This window comes from Pseudomonas sp. GV047 (assembly GCF_003058245.1).
Classification (GTDB): domain Bacteria; phylum Pseudomonadota; class Gammaproteobacteria; order Pseudomonadales; family Pseudomonadaceae; genus Aquipseudomonas; species Aquipseudomonas marginalis.
In genome coordinates this window covers 449,714-468,058 of record NZ_QCWA01000002.1, presented here as the reverse complement: position 1 = coordinate 468,058, position 18,345 = coordinate 449,714, and the positions used below count along the sequence as shown (strand labels likewise).

Below are 18,345 nucleotides of genomic sequence, written 5' to 3'. Positions count from 1 at the left end.
GTCAGGTCTGGAAAAACAACGAGCGGGCCAGGATCGGGCTGATTTCACTGCGATAAATCGCGATCTGGTCACGGTCGCTCAAGCCCGTGCGGTGCACAGCGCCCCCCAGTTTCTGCTGGTCGCGGGTCTTGAGGTGGCCGGCGGTGTAGTGCTCCAGCGCCGCCTGGGGAGACTCATAGTGAAAGTGCGCATACCAGAGCACCGCATGGGTCTGGTGATCACGCACCTCGTATTCGTCCAGGTAGTTTTTGCCGGGGCCCTTGAGCCGCCGCCGCGTGACCACTTTGGCGATTTTCACCAGGCCTTGGCTGTGCAGCCACTCCACCCGTGCCGCCGTGGGTGGTTGTTGTTTGGTCATGCTGATGCGAGTGTTTGTGCCCATTTCGTATAGCCGTTGTGCGGCGTCATTGAGGCGACGGTTGAGGGCGGCGGCGGGCGGGCGGTCGCTTTCCGTGAGGTTGAGCCGGGTGAGCGCCTCTTCGATCGTGGCCATTGCGTGTTCCAGGCGTGCGGCGTACTGGTGGAACATCTCTTCGATTTCCACCGGAATACGCCCGGCTTTCTTCGCGTGGTCCAGGGTGCGCAGGGTGGCGGCGGGCTCTTCATTCAGCAGGCTCTGGGCGGTGTCGATGCTGGTGCCCAGGTCGATCACCTGGGGCTCTCGGGGGCTTGAGGGCGTGTTCTGGCGTTCGACCCAGACCCCAGGGGTTTTTTCGTGAAAGGTCGCGATGAGCTTGCCCGTCACCGGGGCCTTGACGTCCACCAGGCCGCTTTCGGCTTCACGGGGCTCGCCCACCACCACCCCGTTGAAGCGTGTCTTGATGACTTTGCGCTTGGGTGTCGGGGGGGCTTTTGATGGGCCAGGCTTGGGCTCCAGGGCTTTTCGTTGCCTGATCAACAGCGCCAGCTCATGCACCGCCTGTTGGTTGAATTCATCGATGCGTTGGCGCAGGTTTTCCAGGGGTTCTCGCTGCACCTGTTCCGGGTGTTCGGCGTGCAGGTCCAGCAGGCGTTGGTCGACAATCGCGAACTGGTCGACCAGGCTGTTGAGCACTTCAATACGCTCGTGCAGGTCGCTGATGCTGGTTTCCACCAGGGTCTCGATCCACGTTTGCACCGTGAGATCGGCGTTATCCACGATGTCATTGAGTTGCGCACGGGCGTCGGTGAAGGCCTCCCCGCTGCCTTCGCCAATACACAGGTAGCGGCTGAGGGTGAGTTGCATGGCCTTGAGGTCGTGCAGCTTGAAGTCGGGCAGGGCCTGCACGCTGGTCTGGATGACCTTGGCACCCTCTATGCCCAGGCTTTCCAACTGGCGATAGCGCGACTGCGCATACTCCATGCGGTTGATCATATCCAGGTTCAGCTTCGCCATCGTCTGTGCGATCTCGTTACGCTGTTTGATGTCCAGGGAGGTGAGGGCTTCCATGTCTTCCACCGACACCAGCAACTTGTCGCGAAAGACCGGCAAGCGTTCCGCGATGGCCGAGCGGGTCAGCAGCAGTTGTTTGTTCAGGTAGTCGATCATCGAACTCTGGTAGTTGGGTACCGAATCGATGACATTCAGCGAACGTAACTGGCGAATGGGCACGTCATAGTCGGCCAGGCGGCTGTCGACCTTGTCGAGGAACGCCTGGCGCTGGCGATCGGAGGAGGGCCCGGGCACCGGGTCTATCGCGGCGTGGGCCTGGGCGACTTCAGCTTGCCCGCGCCGTTCGTCAGCATCGAATTGGTTGAGTTTCTGCCGGAGGTCGGTGATCCGCGAAGGTACTTTGCCGCGAGCCGATTGCCGGCGATTCCTGAAACCGGCACCGCGCAGGCGCAGGCGAGTGTCGACAAACCATTGCCCGGCCAGGTTGCTCACCAGCAGCGGGCCGATGTGAGTGGGGCGGCCCGGATCGACGATCATGACATTGTCGTGCTCATCCACCGCCACCTCGAACCAGCGTGCGCCCACCGGCGCGTACCATTTATCGGCAAGCGCATAGAGATGCAGGTGCGGCCCTGTTTCCTTGACGGCTTCCCCCAGCCCGTCGGGCCTGGCCACTTTGAGGCGGTCCAGTGTGGCCCCCAGGCTTGTCGGAGAACGTTGGAGTGCGCCGCTGTTGTACAGCGGGCCTTGATGGCGAGCGGGCGGTTCGGCGTCGGGCAAGTCGGGGCGGCGCATCACGGGGATCCGGTGCTTCGGCGGCAGTCTGGTTTCAGGCGCCTGGGTCGGGGTGGCTTCCTGTTTCGGCAACGTGGCCTTGGGCGTCTTTCGTACCGGCGGATGGCGCAGGGCGACGTGCAGCACCAGGGCCATGCCCAGGTTGAGCAGCAGATCCACCTGGGCTGTCCAGGACACCTGCCCGTCAGGCTCCGGCTCCGCCTGGGCGGTCGCCTGCAGGTCGTCCATGATTTGCCAGATCCAGGCCGCGATGCCCACGGTGCGGCCCATGAATGGCAACGCCGCGCTGAAAATCAGCCAGCCGGCTTCTCGATAGCTTGCCCAACGTTTCTGAGCGTTGGACACCGATTGCCGCGTCGCCAATTCAACCATCGCGTTGGCGTTGTCCCTGAACAGCGTCGCCAGGCTGTCGTTGCCCACCACTTCGTCGCTCAAGGCCAGGGGGCCGCTCATTTGCACCACCACTTGCGGCTCCACCAACCCGCGCACCACGGTCCACGGCGAAGGTAATGCGGCAGGGAAGACATACTGCTCGTAGTTGAAGCGTACATCTTCGGCCAGCCAGGCCAGCACCGAGTCGCGCAGGGTGCGGTGATGCTTGATGGCATACAACAGGTTTTGCCGTGACGGGTACTGGATCAGCACCGGCTCCAGCAGTGGGCGGTACAACAGGCAAGGGCCTTGGGTGTGGTCGCGGGGGCCGATCACAAACATATTCGCCACCCCGTCCTGCGCCTGGCTGGTGCGCAGGGTGGGAATGAACGCCAGGCGCCGGATGACGATCTCTTGCCCCTCGACCTGCCGTTCATGGGCGTGTGCCTGCACCGCGGCAGCGATATAGCGATAACCGCGATCATCGATGCCGTGCAGGCCCTGGATTTTCCACTGCAAGGCCAGCAGTGGCAGTTGCACCCGCAAGTGCGAAGTGTAGAGGGTTTGCCGAAGCCTCGATTGAACGGGGTCGTCGAGCAGGGTGTGTTTGATCAGCGTCGGGTAACGCTCACCGATGTCGAGGGTTTCGATCACGTCCTTGAGGTAGTTGTACGTCAGCCATTGCGGCCCCTCGCCGCCGTTGTAGTGCACGCTGGGCGTACCGGTGGGCAGCCCGGTGAGGTTTTCCAGGGCCAGGTCGATCAGGTTGCGCCGGGTGATGTCACTGGTTCCGGGCAGCACGAAGGTGCCCCAGACCACCGGGCTTTCGATGCTGATCTCTATCTTGTCCAGGTTCAGGCTCGCGCCATTTGCATGGGCCTTGATCCGGTTTTGCAGTTGCTGCCGGGCGTAGTCGCGGATCGGCGGGATACCGTCCTGGAAAGACTGGCCGTGGTTGTGGGTATGCAGTTCGGCCAGCTCGATCACGTAACGGCTGTAGGTCGATACGTCCAGGTCCGAGGCATTGGCAAGCCAGTCGGGAAGTTGCTCGTGGATCTGGTGGATGCTCGACAATGAGTGATCGCTCAAGTCTTCAATCACCGGCAGGATGCGCGCGACGGCCTGGCCAGTGACGGCAGCCGTGGCGGGGGCTTCAAGGTCGGCGGAGCCAATTGACCCGATGGCCTGCAATTGCAGGGCGATCAGGTTGCACGCCAGGCTGTCGAAAAAATCCCCGGCGGGTTCGTACAATCGCCATTGCACGGTTACCTCCCCATCAGCTTGAGTCAGTGCCGCGGGCAAGGCTTCGCCGAGCTTTTGCAGTGACTCGAATTTCTCGTAGCCGTTGATCAGCGAATACGTCAGGACCCGCTGGCGTTGCTCATGTACCCCGATCAGCACCGCGATATCCGACAGGCCGACGTGAGTGGAGCGGTTGTTTTTAAGGCCATCTATATCGATCAGGTAAGCGTGTGTCTGGAATGTGTCGAAGTTCCGACGCTTGGCCCGGTCCGGAAAGTGGAACAACGTCCTGGCCATGGCGCAATCGTGTTCATCCCAGCCGTCCTGCGCGGTGACGTTCCAGACTTTGCGCAGGGAATGGGAGAGCGTTTGCCAGCGTGGGCCCGCCAGGCCGTTGGAAGCGTTCCAGTAATCAAGTTGCTGCTCCTGGAAGGCGGTAAAGATCAGCGCCGCCAGCTCATTGATCAGCCGCGCAATGGCATCGATCTGCACCGGCAGGTGCACGGCGGGCTTGGTCTCGGGTTCCAGGGTGAGGAAGTGTTCGCCGTCGATATAGATCACCGGCTCGGGCGCCAGGGCCTGGTTGGCCAGCACCGAGGTCAGCGATTGCGCGGTGGCGGGTGCGGATTGGATGACATCGCCAACGATGCGCCAGCGCGGCGTGATGACCATGGCCAGGTCAGGGTCGATAGCGAGTGTCGGGTATTGCTCCATGAGGGACGAACGCAACAGGTTGGCGGCGACGTCGCGGATCGACGGGCCGACGCTCAGTTGCGTCAGCAGCTCATAGCTGCTGGGCGGGCGATTGTTGCTAGGGGGTGAATCGTTGGGCATCTGCAGCTCCTTGGCCTGGGTCGGCATGAAGAGCTGCAAGGTAATTGGCGCTGCGGCCGGGCGGTCGGTAGATAAGTCATCGTGGCCGGGAAGCACTTCCCGGTCACGTTTGCTCAGGTCCCGGACTTGATCCTGGACCAGGCGCGGGTCCTGGCGCGTTCGGCGTCGCGTCCCAGGGGTTTCAAGGTATAGAGCGTGGCCATCGCGGCTTCGGTGGGGTACAGGTTGGGGTTGTTGCGGATCGCCGGGTCCACCTGCCCGGTAGCGTCTTTGTTCGGGTTGGGGTAGCCGACAAAATCGCTGATCGGCGCAATGACGTGCGGTTGCAGCAGGTAGTTGATGAAGGTGTAGGCGTCCTGGGGGTTCTTCGCGCCCTTGGGAATGGCCAGCATGTCGAACCAGATCGGCGCGCCTTCCTTGGGCAGGCGCATGTCGACGATCACGCCGTTCCTGGCCTCCTTGGCGCGGTTGGCGGCCTGGGAGAAGCTGCCGGAGTAGCCGACGGCGACGCAGATGTCGCCGTTGGCGATATCGGCCATGTACTTGGAGGAGTGGAAGTAGGTGATGTACGGGCGGATCTTCAGCAGCAAGGCTTCGGCTTTTTCATAGTCCTTGGGGTTGTTGCTGTTGGGGTCCAGGCCCAGGTGCTGCAAGGCCAGGGGCAGGATCTCCGAGGGTGAATCCAGCAGCGCCACGCCGCATTGCTTGAGCTTGCTGATGTTCTCCTCCTTGAAGATCAGGTCCCAGCTGTCCACCGGTGCATTGGCGCCGAGTGCGGCCTTGACCTTGTCGGGGTTGAAGCCGATCAGGATGGTGCCGTACATGTAGGGCACGGCGAATTTGTTGCCCGGGTCGTTGGCCTCGATCAGCTTCATCAACTTGGGATCGAGGTGGTTCCAGTTCGGCAACTGGCTGCGGTCCAGGGCCTGGAACACACCGGCCTCGATCTGTTTGGCCAGGAACACATTGGATGGCACCACCACGTCATAGCCGGAATTGCCGGTGAGCAGCTTGGCTTCCAGGGCTTCGTTGGTGTCGAAGATGTCGTAGACCAACTTGATCGACGGGTTTTGGGCCTTGAAATCTTCCAGGGCCTTGGGGGTGATGTAGTCGAACCAGTTGTAGACCCGCAGGGTTTTTTCTTCAGCGTGGGCGGCGGTGCTTAATACGGCGGCGCAGAGCACAAGCGACTTGAGCATATTCATCAGGCAGTCCCCTCAAAACCTTCGAGCACGTTGACGGCATTGATGCCGATTTCTTCTACCGCGTAGCCGCCTTCCATCACGAACAGCGTCGGCTTGCCCAGGCGGGCGATACGCTTGCCCATGGCCAGGTAGTCGGGGCTGTCGAGCTTGAACTGCGAGATGGGGTCGTCCTTGAACGTATCGACGCCCAGGGACACCACAATGACGTCGGCGCCGTAGCCCTCAATCGCCTGGCAAGCCTGTTCCAGTGCGGCGCACCAGGTGTCCCAGCCCGAACCGGCCGGCAACGGATAGTTGAAGTTGAAACCCTCTCCGGCCCCGTCGCCCAGCTCATCGGCATAGCCGAGAAAAAACGGAAACTCGGCTTCCGGGTGCCCGTGGATCGAGGTGAACAGCACATCGCTACGCCCATAGAAAATCGATTGGGTGCCGTTACCGTGGTGGTAATCCACGTCGAGGATCGCGACTTTCTGGTGGCCCTGGTCGAGAAATGCCTGGGCGGCGATGGCGGCGTTATTGAGGTAGCAGTAACCGCCCATCAAGTCGCCGGCGGCGTGGTGTCCCGGTGGCCGGCACAGCGCGAAGGCACTGTGGGCGCCTTGCTGGATCTCCCGTTGCGCGGTCAGCGCCACCTGCGCCGCACTGTAGGCCGCCTGCCAGGTGCCGGCGGTAATCGGCGCGCCGCCGTCGAAGCTGTAGTAACCCAACTGGCCATGCAGGCTGGTGGGCATGACGGCGCGCAGGGTGCGGGCGGGCCAGGTATAGGGCAGCAGGTCGCCGTCCTGGCCGAACTCGACCCAACGGGCCCAGGCACCTTTGAAAAAATCCAGGTACTCGCGGCTGTGGATGCGTTGCAAGGGGGCCAGGCCAAAGTCCTGCGGCGCTTGCACCGGGCCGAGCTGGCGGTCCTTGACCCGCTGCAGCACATGGTCGGCGCGGGCGGGCATTTCGAAGCAGGGCATCAGTTGCCCGTCCATCAATTCACAACGGCCGTGGTGCAGATGATGATCGTCCGAGTAGATCGTCAGCATTGTTGTTGTTCTCCGCAGGCTGCTTGGGATGCCTTGCAGTGTTGCGGCGTGGGCAGGTTTGGAGAACGGCAGGAGCGGCCAAAAGGGGATAAATATGGCCAAAGCCTGTGTCCGTTATTCGCCCCATGTCGGTGCGCGCGACTCAAGCGCGGAACTGACTCGGTGCCACGCCGCTCCAGCGTACGAAGGCGTGCCTGAAACTTGCGGTTTCACTGAAGCCCAACTGCTCGGCGATGCGATAGATCGGCAGTTGGTCCTCGCCCAGCAACTGCTTGGCCCGCTCGAAGCGTAACTCGTCCAGCAGTTCCTGATAGCTGCAACCCAGGTCATGCAGATGCCGGCGCAAGGTGCGCGGCGAACAGTTCATCTGCCCGGCCAGGCCATCGATGCCGGGGGCGGCGTTCAATTGGGCGGCCAGCAATTGGCGTACCCGGCCGAGCCAGGCCTGGCGCCCGGTGAATTCGGTGTTCTGTTTGCGGCAGCGCTCGCCCATGGCGCGGTGGGTGATGGGGTCGGCCAGCGGCAACGGCTGGTCGAGCCAGTGCCGGTCGAAAGCGAAGGCATTGGCACTGGCGGCAAAGGCAAGAGGGCAATCGAAGTGCTCGGCATAACGTGCGCGATAGTCGGGGGCGCGGTGTTCGAAACGCGCACCGAGCAACGGCAGGGCATGGCCCAGCAGATCGTCACAGATGACCTTCAACGACACCAGGCAGAACTCGACATTGAAGGTGGCCAGCGCCGGGTTTTCCCGATACCCGTCGGCGGTGAACCAGATGCGCTGGCCGTCGTCTTCCAGGCTCAGCTCGAAAAGTGTTCCCAACAGCGCCGGATAGCGCAGGGCCAGGCGCAAAGCGTCACCGAAGGTGGCACTGGTCAGCAGCGCATAGCCGAGCATGCCGTAGGATGACACGTGCATGCGCCGGCCCAACTCCAGGCCGATATCGCGGCGCAGGGCCACGGCATTGGCACATACGCGCATCTCCTGGTTGGTGGTGATGCGCGTGTCGGCGCGGTTCAGGTCGGCGCCGCAGATACCGCTGCCGGCCAGCAGCACGTCGCGGCTCACGCCCTCGTCCCTGAAGGTGTCGAGTACCAGGGAGACGGCGTTGAGCGTAGTCAGGTGCGAGTGCAGCATGGGGGAGTCCTGCCAGGGTTTGCCCAGAGGCAGCAAGGAGTGTGCCGCTTACTTGTGGTCAAAAAATAGCCGTTTGGCCGCCTCCAGGCTGATCTCGCTGCGGTAATAGTCGATTTGCTGCTGCTCGTTCAGGCCTTTGACCGAGTCGGCCGCCGAGCCTTGTCGATATTCATGGGTGGTTTTCAACCGTGCGCTCAGGTAGGCCTTGGCAGGCGTCCAGTCGGTCGAATAATGAAAGTGCGCGTACCAGAGCACTTGATGGGTCGCGCGCTCGGTGATGATGTATTCGTCCAGGTAGTCCGGTGTGCTGCTTTTGAGCCGGCGACGCCTCACGGATTTCTTGATGACGATCTCGTCGCGCTCACTCAGCCATTCGACGCCTTTGGTGGTTGGGGGGTGCTGTTTGATCATGCGCGTCATGCTCTCGGACGCGCGCCGGTACAGGTCCTGTGCCGCGTCGTTGAGCTGCTTGCCAAGGGCGGTTGCCGATTGGGTTTGATCCGCTGTGATGGTGCTGTCGGCCAGGGCCTGCTCGATGTGCCGGCTGGTTTCTTCCAGCAGCAACGCGTGACGGTGGTACAGGTATTCGATGCCGACGGCGGTGCGCCCGGCTTGGCGTGTTTGCTCGATGGCCCGTTGCTTGAACGCGGGCAAACCGTCCAGCAGCGTGCGGCCCTGTCCGAGGCTGGACTGAAGCTCGGGCACCGCCTGCTCGGTGTGTGCAGGGCTCAGCCGTTGCACCCAGACGTTGGGGCTTTTCTCATGGAAGGTGGCAATGACCTGTCGGGTCAGCGGTGACTTGATATCCACCAGATCGGTTTCAAGGCCGACCGCCGTCAGGCGGGGCTCGCCGATCATCACGCCGTTGTAACGGGTATGGATGAATTTCTTCAAGGGCTTGGGGGGCGTCGGTGGAGGGGTGGGCCGATTGCGCAGGATGTCCCGCTCAGCGTGCAGCTGGGACAGATGGGTCAAGGCCTGCCTGGAGAAATCCTTGACCTGTTTGCGCAGGCGTTCCAGCGGGGAGAGGTGGGTCAGGCTGGAAAACTCCTGGGAGAAGTCCTCCAGGCGCTCGTCAAGGACCTTGAATTGTTCGATCAGGCTGCTCAGGGATTCGATGCGTTCGTCCAGCCGCGCCTCGCTGCGTTCGTTGAGGGTGTCGCGCAGGGCCTGGACCGACAGATCGGCGTTGTCGACAATCTCATTGAGGTTGGCCCAGGCCTGGGGTGCACGGGTCGCGCTGTCCTCCGGCAGGCACAACCTGCGCGCCAGGGTTATCTGCAGGGCCTTGAGGTCGATGCTGGTGTAGGCCGGCAGTTTTTTCCTGGCGCTCTGGATCAACTGCACGCCCTCCTTGGCCAGGGCCTTGAGTTGAGTGAAGCGCGCATGGGTGTAGTCCAGGCGCGTGATCATGTCTTCACTCATCTCGGTCATTTGTCGCGCGTCTTCGACGTACCGCGTCGGGTGCCGGGTGTCGGGGTGTTCGAGCTGGTCAAGCACGACCCTGAGCTGGGGGGTGAAGGTGGTCTGGGCCTCCCTGATCGCGGCTTCGGTAAGCTCCAGTTGCGCTCTTATATAACCCAGGGCTTTTTGCTGGTAGTCGGGGACCGGGGTGAACACACTCAGGGTCTTGAGGTGTTGCAGCGCCGCTTCGTAATCCGCGCTCTGCTGGTCGAGGGTGTCCATGTAGTGCTGGCGTTTGACTTCGGCAGCGTTACCGGAGACGTCGGTCATGGCCTGGCGGGCCTGTTGCAGCGCTCTTTGTGCGGTCTTCTTGGCGTTTTCGAAGGCCTCGAGCTTGGCCCGTACTTCGGCGGCCTTGAGGGTCGCTTCCGCTTCGGCTTTGTTGAGCATGCGCTTGGGGCCGCCGCCGCGCAGGCGCAGGCGGGTGTCGACGAACCATTGGCCGGCGGCGTTGTGAATCAGCGGCGGTCCGGTTCGATCCGGCTGCCGAGGGTCGATGATGACCACGTTGCCCTCGTCGTCCGCGCTCACTTCAAACCAGCGCTCGCCGACCTGTGCGTAGAGACGCTCGGCGACGCGGGTCAGGTGGCGGGTCGGCCCCGGGCGGGTGTCGACGCTGCTCGCTGCGCCAGGCTGGCTGACTTTGAAACGGTCCAGCACCCGCCCCAGGGTGGCGGGCGACCGATTGAGCGCGCCGCTGGTATGCAGTAGTGGAGTGTGACCCGGTGGGCTTTCATTGCCGGCGATGGCGCCCAGCTGTTTGATCTCGACCCGCTGCCCTGCCGAGGGCTCGGTCGGCCTGGATTCCCGCTCGGGCCGAGCGCCGCGGGGACGCAGGCGCGTGCTGATATGCAGGGTAATCGCCATCGACAGGTTCAGCAGCACGTCGGTGAAAGTGGTCCATTGGACCGCGGTGTCATCCTGCTCCGTGGCCCCGACAAACTGTTGCAACTGATCGACGACCTGCCAGATCCACAGGCCTGTCGCCACGCTGGGGCTGGTAAAGGGCAGCGCGGCATTGAGGAGCGTCCAGCCTGTTTGCTTGAGGGTCGCCCAGCGGTTCTCGGTATTGGAGGTCGACTGGCGGTCGGCCAGCTTGACCAGGGCCTGGGCGTTGGCTTCAAAAAGGCCGGCGAGCAGGTCACCCTTGAGTGGGTCTTTGCCCAGGCCGATGGGGCCGCTCATGGTTTCCAGTGTCGAGGTGTCCACCAGAAAATCGGCGACGGCCCAGGGAGAAGGTAATTCTCCCGGGAACACATAGTTGGCGTAAGCATCGCGCGCGCTGTCCGGCAACCAGGCCAGCACCGAACGGCGCAGGTCGGGGGACTGGGCAATGGCGTACATCAGGTTGGTCGGGGACGGATATTGCACCAGGGCCGGCGTGAACAGCGGTCGATAGAGCAGGCAGGGACCGGCGGCGGGATCTTGCGGGCCGATGACGTACATGTTTTCGACCTCATCGGCAGTGGCGTCGTCCCGCCGTTGCGGGATGAACGCCAGAGGCCGCATGACGATGGTCTGCCCGTCTACCGTGTGATCCGAGGCCTCGGCTTGCATCAGGGCGGCAACGTATCGATAGCCGCGGTCATCGATGCCGTCCTGCTGCTGAATCTTGCCTTGCAGGGCCAGTAACGGCAGCTGGATGCGCAGGTGCTGGATGTAGAGGTTCTTTCGCGATGAGGCCTCGCGAGGGATTTCCAGCAGCTTGCTTTTGATCAGCGCCGGGTAGTTCCGGCCGATGTCCACCCGGGAAATGAGGCTCTCGATGTACTCGACGGTCAGCCAGTCCGGCAGATTTTGGCCGTTATGCAGCTGCAAGGTCTTGTTGCCGACCGGGATGGCGATCAGGTTGTGCAGCGCCAGTTCGGCGAGGTTGAAGGTGGTGGTCTCGGTCATGCCGGGCACCGTGAAAGTCCCCCACACCACCGGCTGCTGGACTTTCAGGGTGAGCGTATCCAAGGCCAGGGCACCGGCTTGCGGATGGTCCTTGAGGATTTCCGCCTTGAGGTGATTGAGCGCGTACTGCTCGATGGGCGGGATATCGTCCTGATACAACTTGCCGCCGGTGCTGCTGTTCAGGGACGCGAGGTCCTTGAGATGCCGCGCATAGACGTTCAGGTCGGACGTCGACGCCTCCTGCAGCCAGCCCGGCAGCGCCTGCTGGTACCACTCGCGGCCGGGGCCGGGACCGGTGGCCAACTCGGTGGCACCGGGTGGCGGAGCCGTGTCCGGGTGGAGCAGGTCGGAAACGTCCAGGCTGCCGATGGCTTCGACCTGCAAGGCAATCAGGCTGCAGGCCTGGTGATCGAAAATATTGCCGTCAGGTTCGAACAGGCGCCATTGCAGCTGTGTGCGGGGCGCCGAGGTGTCCAGGCGAGCGGGCAGGCTCCGGCCCAGCTGTTCCAGGGACGCGAACTTCTCATAGCCCTTGAGCAGCGAGTGGGTGAGGATGACGTCTCGTCCGGCCTGCTTGCCGATCAGGACCGACAGCGCGAGCCGGTTGAGGTGGGTCACCTGCGCGCCGTCGACCTGATCGATGTCGAGCAGGTAGGCGTGGCTGGCGTAAGGGTCGTTGAGCCGTCGCACATCGTAGGCTGGCGCGTGAAACAACTGGCGCGCCATGGCGCAGTCGCTTTCGTTCCAGCCCGGTGCCTGCCGGACATTCCACACCCCGCGCAATGAGTTGGACAACTGATGCCAATGGGGGCCGCTGCCGTTGCTTTTGTTCCAGAACGCCAGCTGTTGCTCCTGCCAGGCCGCCAGCATGACGGGGGCCAGGGTATTGAGCAGATGGGCGATGTCACCGATGCGCACCGGCAAATGGGTTGGCGGCTCGGTGAGCGGTTGTTGGGTCAGGAAGTGTTCGCCTTCGATGTACAGGGTCGGTTCGCCGAGCACAGCCTGATCGGTCAGGCTGTCGCTCAGTGTGCGGTAAGCGATGGTAGTGGCGCAGGCCTGTTCGTCGATGATCTTCCAGCCGGGGGTGCCGATCAGGCAGATATCGGGGTCGATTGCCAGTGTGGGGTAGCGGGCCTGCAGTGCCTGGCGCAACAACACCGCCGCCACTTCCCTGAACGACGGGCCTGTTAACAGTTGGGTGAGCAATTCCAGTGGCTGTTGTGAAGCGATTGAGATGGGCGTGGTCATGGGGCATCCCTGTCTTGCCGGTTGATGGGAACGGCCCGAGGTGTTCGCTCGGGTGTTCCATGCTAGGGGCCGGCCAGCCAGGGAAGGGGGTGACTATCTACAGTGCGGCGGTGGGGTCAGCTCAGTTCGCCGCACAGGTCCAGCTCTACCAGTCGCCGGACTTCGGCGATGGACAGCCCGGCCCCGAGCAACGCGTTGAGCTTGCCGAATACCGCTTCACGGGTCATGCCGCCACCTGACAACACGCCCACGCCACGCAGGCGGCTGCCGGCTTCATACACATCCAGTTCCACGCCGCCTTCATGGCATTGGGTGATTGCCACGACCACGATGCCGTTTTCTTCGGCGCGCTGGAGGCTGGCAAGAAACTCAGGGTTATCGCTGGGCCCGGTGCCGCTGCCGAAGCATTCCAGCACCAGTGCCTGGATGCCGCTGCCGAGCAATGCGTCCAATGGTGCTGCGGCGATGCCCGGTACCAGCGGCAATACGCCGACATTGGCCAGGGCCTTCGGCTGGCGGTAATCCAGCGCGGCGGGCAGCGCTTCGGCCTTGGCCACACCGCCGTTGCGCTGCAGCGCGGCGAACGGATGGCGACCAAAGCTGCGGATCTTCGCGCAGCGGGTCGGGGCCATCAGCGCGCCGTGGAAGTACAGGTGCACGCCGGGCGCCAGGCCCTCGCCCAACGCCAGCAGGGCTCCGCTGACGTTTTCCCAGGCATCGCTGTCGGGTACGCCGGCAGGCAACATCGAGCCGGTGAACACCACCGGCGCCGGCAAGCCCAACAGCTGGAAGCTCATCGCCGCCGCGCTGTAGGCCAGGGTGTCGGTGCCGTGCAGGATCAGCACGGCATCGCAACCGTCATCCACGGCCTCGACCACGGCGGTGCGCAGGCGCTGCCAGTAGGCGGGGGTCATGTTGGCGCTGTCGATCAGCGGGGACATTTCCCGGAAGCGCCAGGCGGGTACTGACACGTTGGCGAGCTGTTCGCGCATGCGCGCTTCAAAACCGGATGCGGGGGCCAGGCCATTGGCGCTGGCCTGCATGCCGATGGTGCCACCGGTGTAGAGCACCATGAGGTTATTGGCTGGGGACATCGAAGATTCTCCTGAACGAAAAACGCCGCCGGGCCCAGAGCATGCCCAAGGCCGGGCGGCGTGTCATCTGTCTACGCTCAGCGTTGCACTTGAGCGTTCAGTTCCGCCGCTGGGGTCGCTTGCGGTTTTACCGGATTGGCCGGCCAGGCCTTGCGATCCAGGTCCAGGTCTGGGAACTGGCTGGAGTCGAACACCGGGGTCTTGATGCCTGCCGCGCGCTGGTTGTCGTAGTCGTTCAGGATGCGCATGGCGATCTTGAACAGGAACGCCAGGGCGAACAGGTTGACGAAGGCCAGCATGGTCATGGTGATGTCGGCGAAGGCGAACACGGTGCTCAGGTTCTCGATCGAACCCCAGAAAATCAGCACCAGCACCAGCGCGCGATAGCCCATCAGCACCTTGCGGTTGTTGCCCACCAGGAAGCGCAGGTTGCTCTCGCCCAGGTAGTAGTTGTACATGATCGAGGTAAACACGAACAACGCCAGGGCCACCGAGATAAACATGCGGCCCCAGTCACCCACCACAGCGGCCAGGGAGTTCTGGGTCAGGGCAATGCCGTCGCCTTCGAAGCCTGGGGTGTAGAAACCGGAGAGCAGGATCAGCAGCGCGGTGCAGGTGCAGATCACGAAGGTGTCGAGGAACACGCTGAACGCCTGGACCACGCCTTGGGCGATCGGGTGTTCTACCGAAGCGACGGCCGCTACGTTGGGCGCACTGCCCAGGCCGGCTTCGTTGGCGAACACGCCGCGTTTCACACCCATGATGATTGCGCTGCCCACCAGGCCGCCGAAGGCTTGGTCGAGGCCGAAGGCGCTTTTGACGATGGTCGCGAGCATGGCCGGTACGTGGTCGAATTGCAGCACGATCACATACAGGGTCACGGCGATGTAGACCAGGGTCTTGACCGGTACCAGCAGGTCGGCGATCGAGGCGATGCGCTTGATCCCGCCGATGAACACCAGGCCCAGCAATACCGCCAGGGTCAGGCCGGTGTAGGTGGTGTCCAGGCCAAACGCGTTGTTCAGCGAGTGGGTCACGGCGTGGGCTTGCAGGCCGTTGAAGGCAAAGCCGAAGGTCACCAGCAGCAGGAACGCCATGACCATCCCCAGCCAGCGCTTGTGCAGGCCGTGCTGGATGTAATAGGCCGGGCCGCCACGGTAGGTGCCTTCCGCGTCAGTGCGCTTGTACAACTGGCCGAGGGAGCACTCGATAAAGCTCGAAGACATGCCCACCAGCGCGGTGACCCACATCCAGAACACGGCACCCGGGCCGCCCAGGGTCACGGCAATGCCGACACCCGCGATGTTACCGGCACCGACGCGACCGGCCAGGCTGAGCATCAGCGCCTGGAACGAGCTGAGTTGGTCGGAGCTGTTTTTCAGGCTGTCGCGAAACACCGAAAACATGTGGAAAAAGTGACGCAATTGAACGAAACGCGAGCGGATCGTGAAATAACCGCCGAGCCCGACAATGAGCACGATCAGTACTTTCCCTGAGAGGAAGTCGTTGATGACTTCGAGCATGGAGTGTTCCTCGCTGATTTTTCTAATGGCAAACGCAGGACGGTCCTTCCCCTCGCATAGCACCAGGCAGTGCGCGACGGTTCGACCCCAATCCTTTTGCGGGTGTTGTTATTCATGCGCTATCGCGTGTATCCGGGCTCGTTACCGACGGCCGCAGACGCGAAGAGGGGCGGCACTATACCTAGGCGAACGTGATCCGTCTGCTCGGGCTGATTAAAGGTTTCAGCCAAGCTGTTACAGGCAAGGAGGGTTTGCAGGGCGATATTGGATTTTTTATGGGCGTCATTTCACAACCTTGAGGCAAAAAAAAGGGCCTGAAGAACGAGCCTTCAGGCCCTCAAAAGGTGAGAGGTGTCTAGTCCCTCAACCTGGTGAGCGGTGCAACAAACGCTTAGGCCTTCAACGGGACCAGGCGTGGGGCAATCATGTTTTCGGGGCGCAGGATGTCGTCGAGCATGGCGTCGTCGAGCAAGCCTTCTTCGCGCACCAGTTCCAGCACGCCGCGGCCGCTTTCGAGGGCGATACGCGCAATGCGGGTGGCGTTTTCATAGCCGATGTACGGGTTCAGCGCGGTGACCAGGCCGATGGAGTGTTCCACCAGTTCGCGGCAGCGGGCTTCGTTGGCGGTGATGCCGACGATGCAGTGCTCGCGCAGCATGTCCATGGCGCGTTGCAGCAGGCGGATCGAGTCGAAGATCTTGAAGGCGATCAGCGGCTCCATCACGTTCAGTTGCAGCTGGCCGCCTTCGGCCGCCATGGTCAGGGCCAGGTCGTTGCCGATGACTTGGAACGCAACCTGGTTCACGGCTTCCGGGATCACCGGGTTGACCTTGCCGGGCATGATCGAGCTGCCTGGCTGGCGCGCCGGCAGGTTGATCTCGTTGATGCCGGTGCGTGGGCCGCTGGATAGCAGGCGCAGGTCGTTGCAGATCTTCGACAGTTTCACGGCGGTACGCTTGAGCATGCCGGAGAACAGCACGAAGGCGCCCATGTCGGAGGTGGCTTCGATCAGGTCGGCAGCCGGGACCACTGGCTGGCCGCTGATAACGGCCAGGCGTTGTACGGCCAGGGCCTGGTAACGCGGGTCGGCGTTGATGCCGGTACCGATGGCGGTACCGCCCAGGTTCACTTCGGTCAGCAGCTCTGGCGCCAGGGTTTTCAGGCGGGCCAGGTCTTCACCGAGGGTGGTGGCGAACGCGCGGAATTCCTGGCCGAGGGTCATCGGCACGGCGTCCTGCAATTGGGTGCGGCCCATTTTCAGCACGTGGCTGAACTCGACGCCCTTGGCGGCAAACGCCTGGATCAGGCTGTCGAGGCTGGCCAGCAGCGCGTCGTGGCCCAACAGCAGGCCCAGGCGGATCGCGGTCGGGTAGGCGTCGTTGGTCGACTGCGCCATGTTCACGTCGTTGTTGGGGTGCAGGTACTGGTATTCGCCCTTGTTGTGGCCCATGGCCTCCAACGCGATGTTGGCGATGACTTCGTTGGCATTCATGTTGGTTGAAGTGCCGGCGCCGCCTTGAATCATGTCCACCACGAACTCTTCGTGGAAATCGCCGCGAATCAGGCGGGCACAGGCTTCGCTGATGGCCGCGTGCTTGGCTTCGCTGAGCTGGCCCAGCTCGCGGTTGGCATCAGCCGCCGCTTGCTTGACCATTGCCAGGCCGACCACCAATTTCGGGTAATGCGAAATCGGAACGCCCGAGAGGCGGAAGTTATTCACCGCTCGCAGGGTCTGGATGCCGTAATACGCTTGGGCAGGTACTTCGAGTACGCCAAGCAGGTCTTTTTCTGTGCGGAATGATGCAGCGGAGGACATGACGGAAATCATCTCGATATGGACCCGGAACAGGCCGGAACGCTGAGAATGCTAGGCCTGTAGGAAATTTTGGGCCAATGCTGTTAAACACTGGCCTATGCATAAACGGCATAATGTGAGTGTGACCCGGCTATCATGGCGGGCGTGTGTGCCAAAATGGTGCGTACCCGTGGGAGGCAGTGATGAACCTTGAGAGCAAATGGCTGGAAGACTTCAGCGCCCTGGCGGCGACTCGCAGCTTTTCCCAGGCGGCGGAGCGGCGCTTTGTCACCCAGCCGGCGTTCAGCCGACGTATCCGCAGCCTTGAGGCCGCATTGGGCCTGACCCTGGTCAACCGCTCGCGCACGCCGGTTGAGCTGACGGCGGCGGGGCAGTTGTTCCTGGTCACCGCGCGTACCGTGGTCGAGCAGCTCGGCGAAGTGCTGCGCCATTTGCATCACCTGGAAGGCGGGCAGGGCGAAGTCATGCAAGTGGCCGCGGCCCACTCCCTGGCGTTGGGTTTCTTCCCGCGCTGGATCGCACAACTGCGCAACGACGGCCTGAACATCGCCACACGACTGGTGGCCACCAACGTCGGCGATGCGGTGCATGCCCTGCGTGAAGGCGGCTGCGACCTGATGCTGGCGTTCTACGACCCGGATGCGGCGATGCAAATGGACGCCGAAATCTTCCCCTCACTGCACCTGGGCAACACCGAAATGCTCCCGGTATGCGCGGCCGACGCCGACGGCAAGCCGCTGTTCGACCTCGAAGGAGAGGGCAGTGTGCCGCTGCTGGCCTACAGCGCCGGGGCGTTCCTCGGCCGTTCCGTGCACCTGTTGCTGCGCCAGCGCGCGCTGCGCTTTACCACGGTGTACGAAACCGCCATGGCCGACAGCCTCAAAAGCATGGCCCTGGAAGGCCTGGGCATCGCCTGGGTGCCGCAACTGAGCGTGCGTGCCGAACTGGCCCGCGGTGAATTGGTGGTCTGCGGCGGGCCGCAATGGCATGTGCCGCTGGAAATTCGTCTGTATCGCTGCGCGCTGGTGCGCAAGGCGAATGTGCGGTTGTTGTGGCGCAAGTTGGAAGGTGGCGCGGCGCAGAATGCCTGAGCCAATCTCGGGCCGAATGCAGGGCAAATGGGGGAGGGGGCTTGTGGTGATTTGGCTGACTTGAAAGTCAATAAAACCGCCACTTTGCCCCGCTAGACAGATGGTCATCCCAGGGGCTGTTTATCTGGATTATTACGGTATACTGCGCGGCCTTCGGCCGGTCCAACCGGCCACATTTCGTACAACAAGCCACGCCGGATTTCCCGCGTGGCTTGTTGTTTTTT

Annotated in this window: 9 protein-coding genes; 1 reads left to right on the top strand and 8 read right to left on the bottom strand. The window is 62.8% G+C overall.

What is annotated here, in order from left to right; genetic code table 11:
• Nucleotide 1 precedes the first annotated feature (1 nt).
• From C8K58_RS07380 to aspA, 8 genes are all read right to left on the bottom strand, one after another.
• Complete coding sequence (locus C8K58_RS07380; protein ID WP_256592520.1) at nucleotides 2–4,711, bottom strand: dermonecrotic toxin domain-containing protein; 4,710 nt, start codon at nucleotides 4,709–4,711, stop codon at nucleotides 2–4.
• Nucleotides 4,712–4,728: 17 nt separating this feature from the next.
• Nucleotides 4,729–5,820, bottom strand: a complete 1,092-nt coding sequence (locus C8K58_RS07375) for a polyamine ABC transporter substrate-binding protein (protein ID WP_027608233.1) — start codon at nucleotides 5,818–5,820, stop codon at nucleotides 4,729–4,731.
• On the bottom strand, nucleotides 5,820–6,851 hold the full coding sequence (locus tag C8K58_RS07370) for a histone deacetylase family protein (protein ID WP_108573475.1): 1,032 nt from the start codon (nucleotides 6,849–6,851) through the stop codon (nucleotides 5,820–5,822). The genes C8K58_RS07375 and C8K58_RS07370 overlap by 1 nt, the downstream gene beginning before the upstream one ends.
• Nucleotides 6,852–6,993: 142 nt before the next feature.
• Nucleotides 6,994–7,986 carry an AraC family transcriptional regulator gene (locus C8K58_RS07365; protein ID WP_092355932.1) on the bottom strand — a complete coding sequence of 331 codons (993 nt, stop codon included), beginning with the start codon at nucleotides 7,984–7,986 and terminating at the stop codon, nucleotides 6,994–6,996.
• A 48-nt stretch (nucleotides 7,987–8,034) separates the two neighbouring features.
• Nucleotides 8,035–12,597, bottom strand: coding sequence for a hypothetical protein (locus C8K58_RS07360; RefSeq protein WP_108573472.1), 4,563 nt, complete (start codon nucleotides 12,595–12,597; stop codon nucleotides 8,035–8,037).
• 116 nt (nucleotides 12,598–12,713) lie between these two features.
• Complete coding sequence (locus tag C8K58_RS07355; RefSeq protein WP_092355926.1) at nucleotides 12,714–13,691, bottom strand: asparaginase; 978 nt, start codon at nucleotides 13,689–13,691, stop codon at nucleotides 12,714–12,716.
• Nucleotides 13,692–13,768: 77 nt separating this feature from the next.
• Nucleotides 13,769–15,214 (bottom strand): sodium:alanine symporter family protein, encoded by a 1,446-nt coding sequence (locus C8K58_RS07350; RefSeq protein WP_108573470.1) that lies wholly within the window; start codon nucleotides 15,212–15,214, stop codon nucleotides 13,769–13,771.
• Nucleotides 15,215–15,605: 391 nt separating this feature from the next.
• Nucleotides 15,606–17,030: an aspartate ammonia-lyase gene (aspA, locus tag C8K58_RS07345; RefSeq protein ID WP_025854459.1), complete on the bottom strand. Its 1,425-nt coding sequence runs from the start codon at nucleotides 17,028–17,030 to the stop codon at nucleotides 15,606–15,608.
• Between the two features lie 182 nt (nucleotides 17,031–17,212).
• Between aspA and C8K58_RS07340 the strand changes: the two genes are divergently transcribed.
• Nucleotides 17,213–18,121, top strand: coding sequence for a LysR substrate-binding domain-containing protein (locus C8K58_RS07340; protein WP_027608239.1), 909 nt, complete (start codon nucleotides 17,213–17,215; stop codon nucleotides 18,119–18,121).
• Nucleotides 18,122–18,345: the final 224 nt, after the last annotated feature.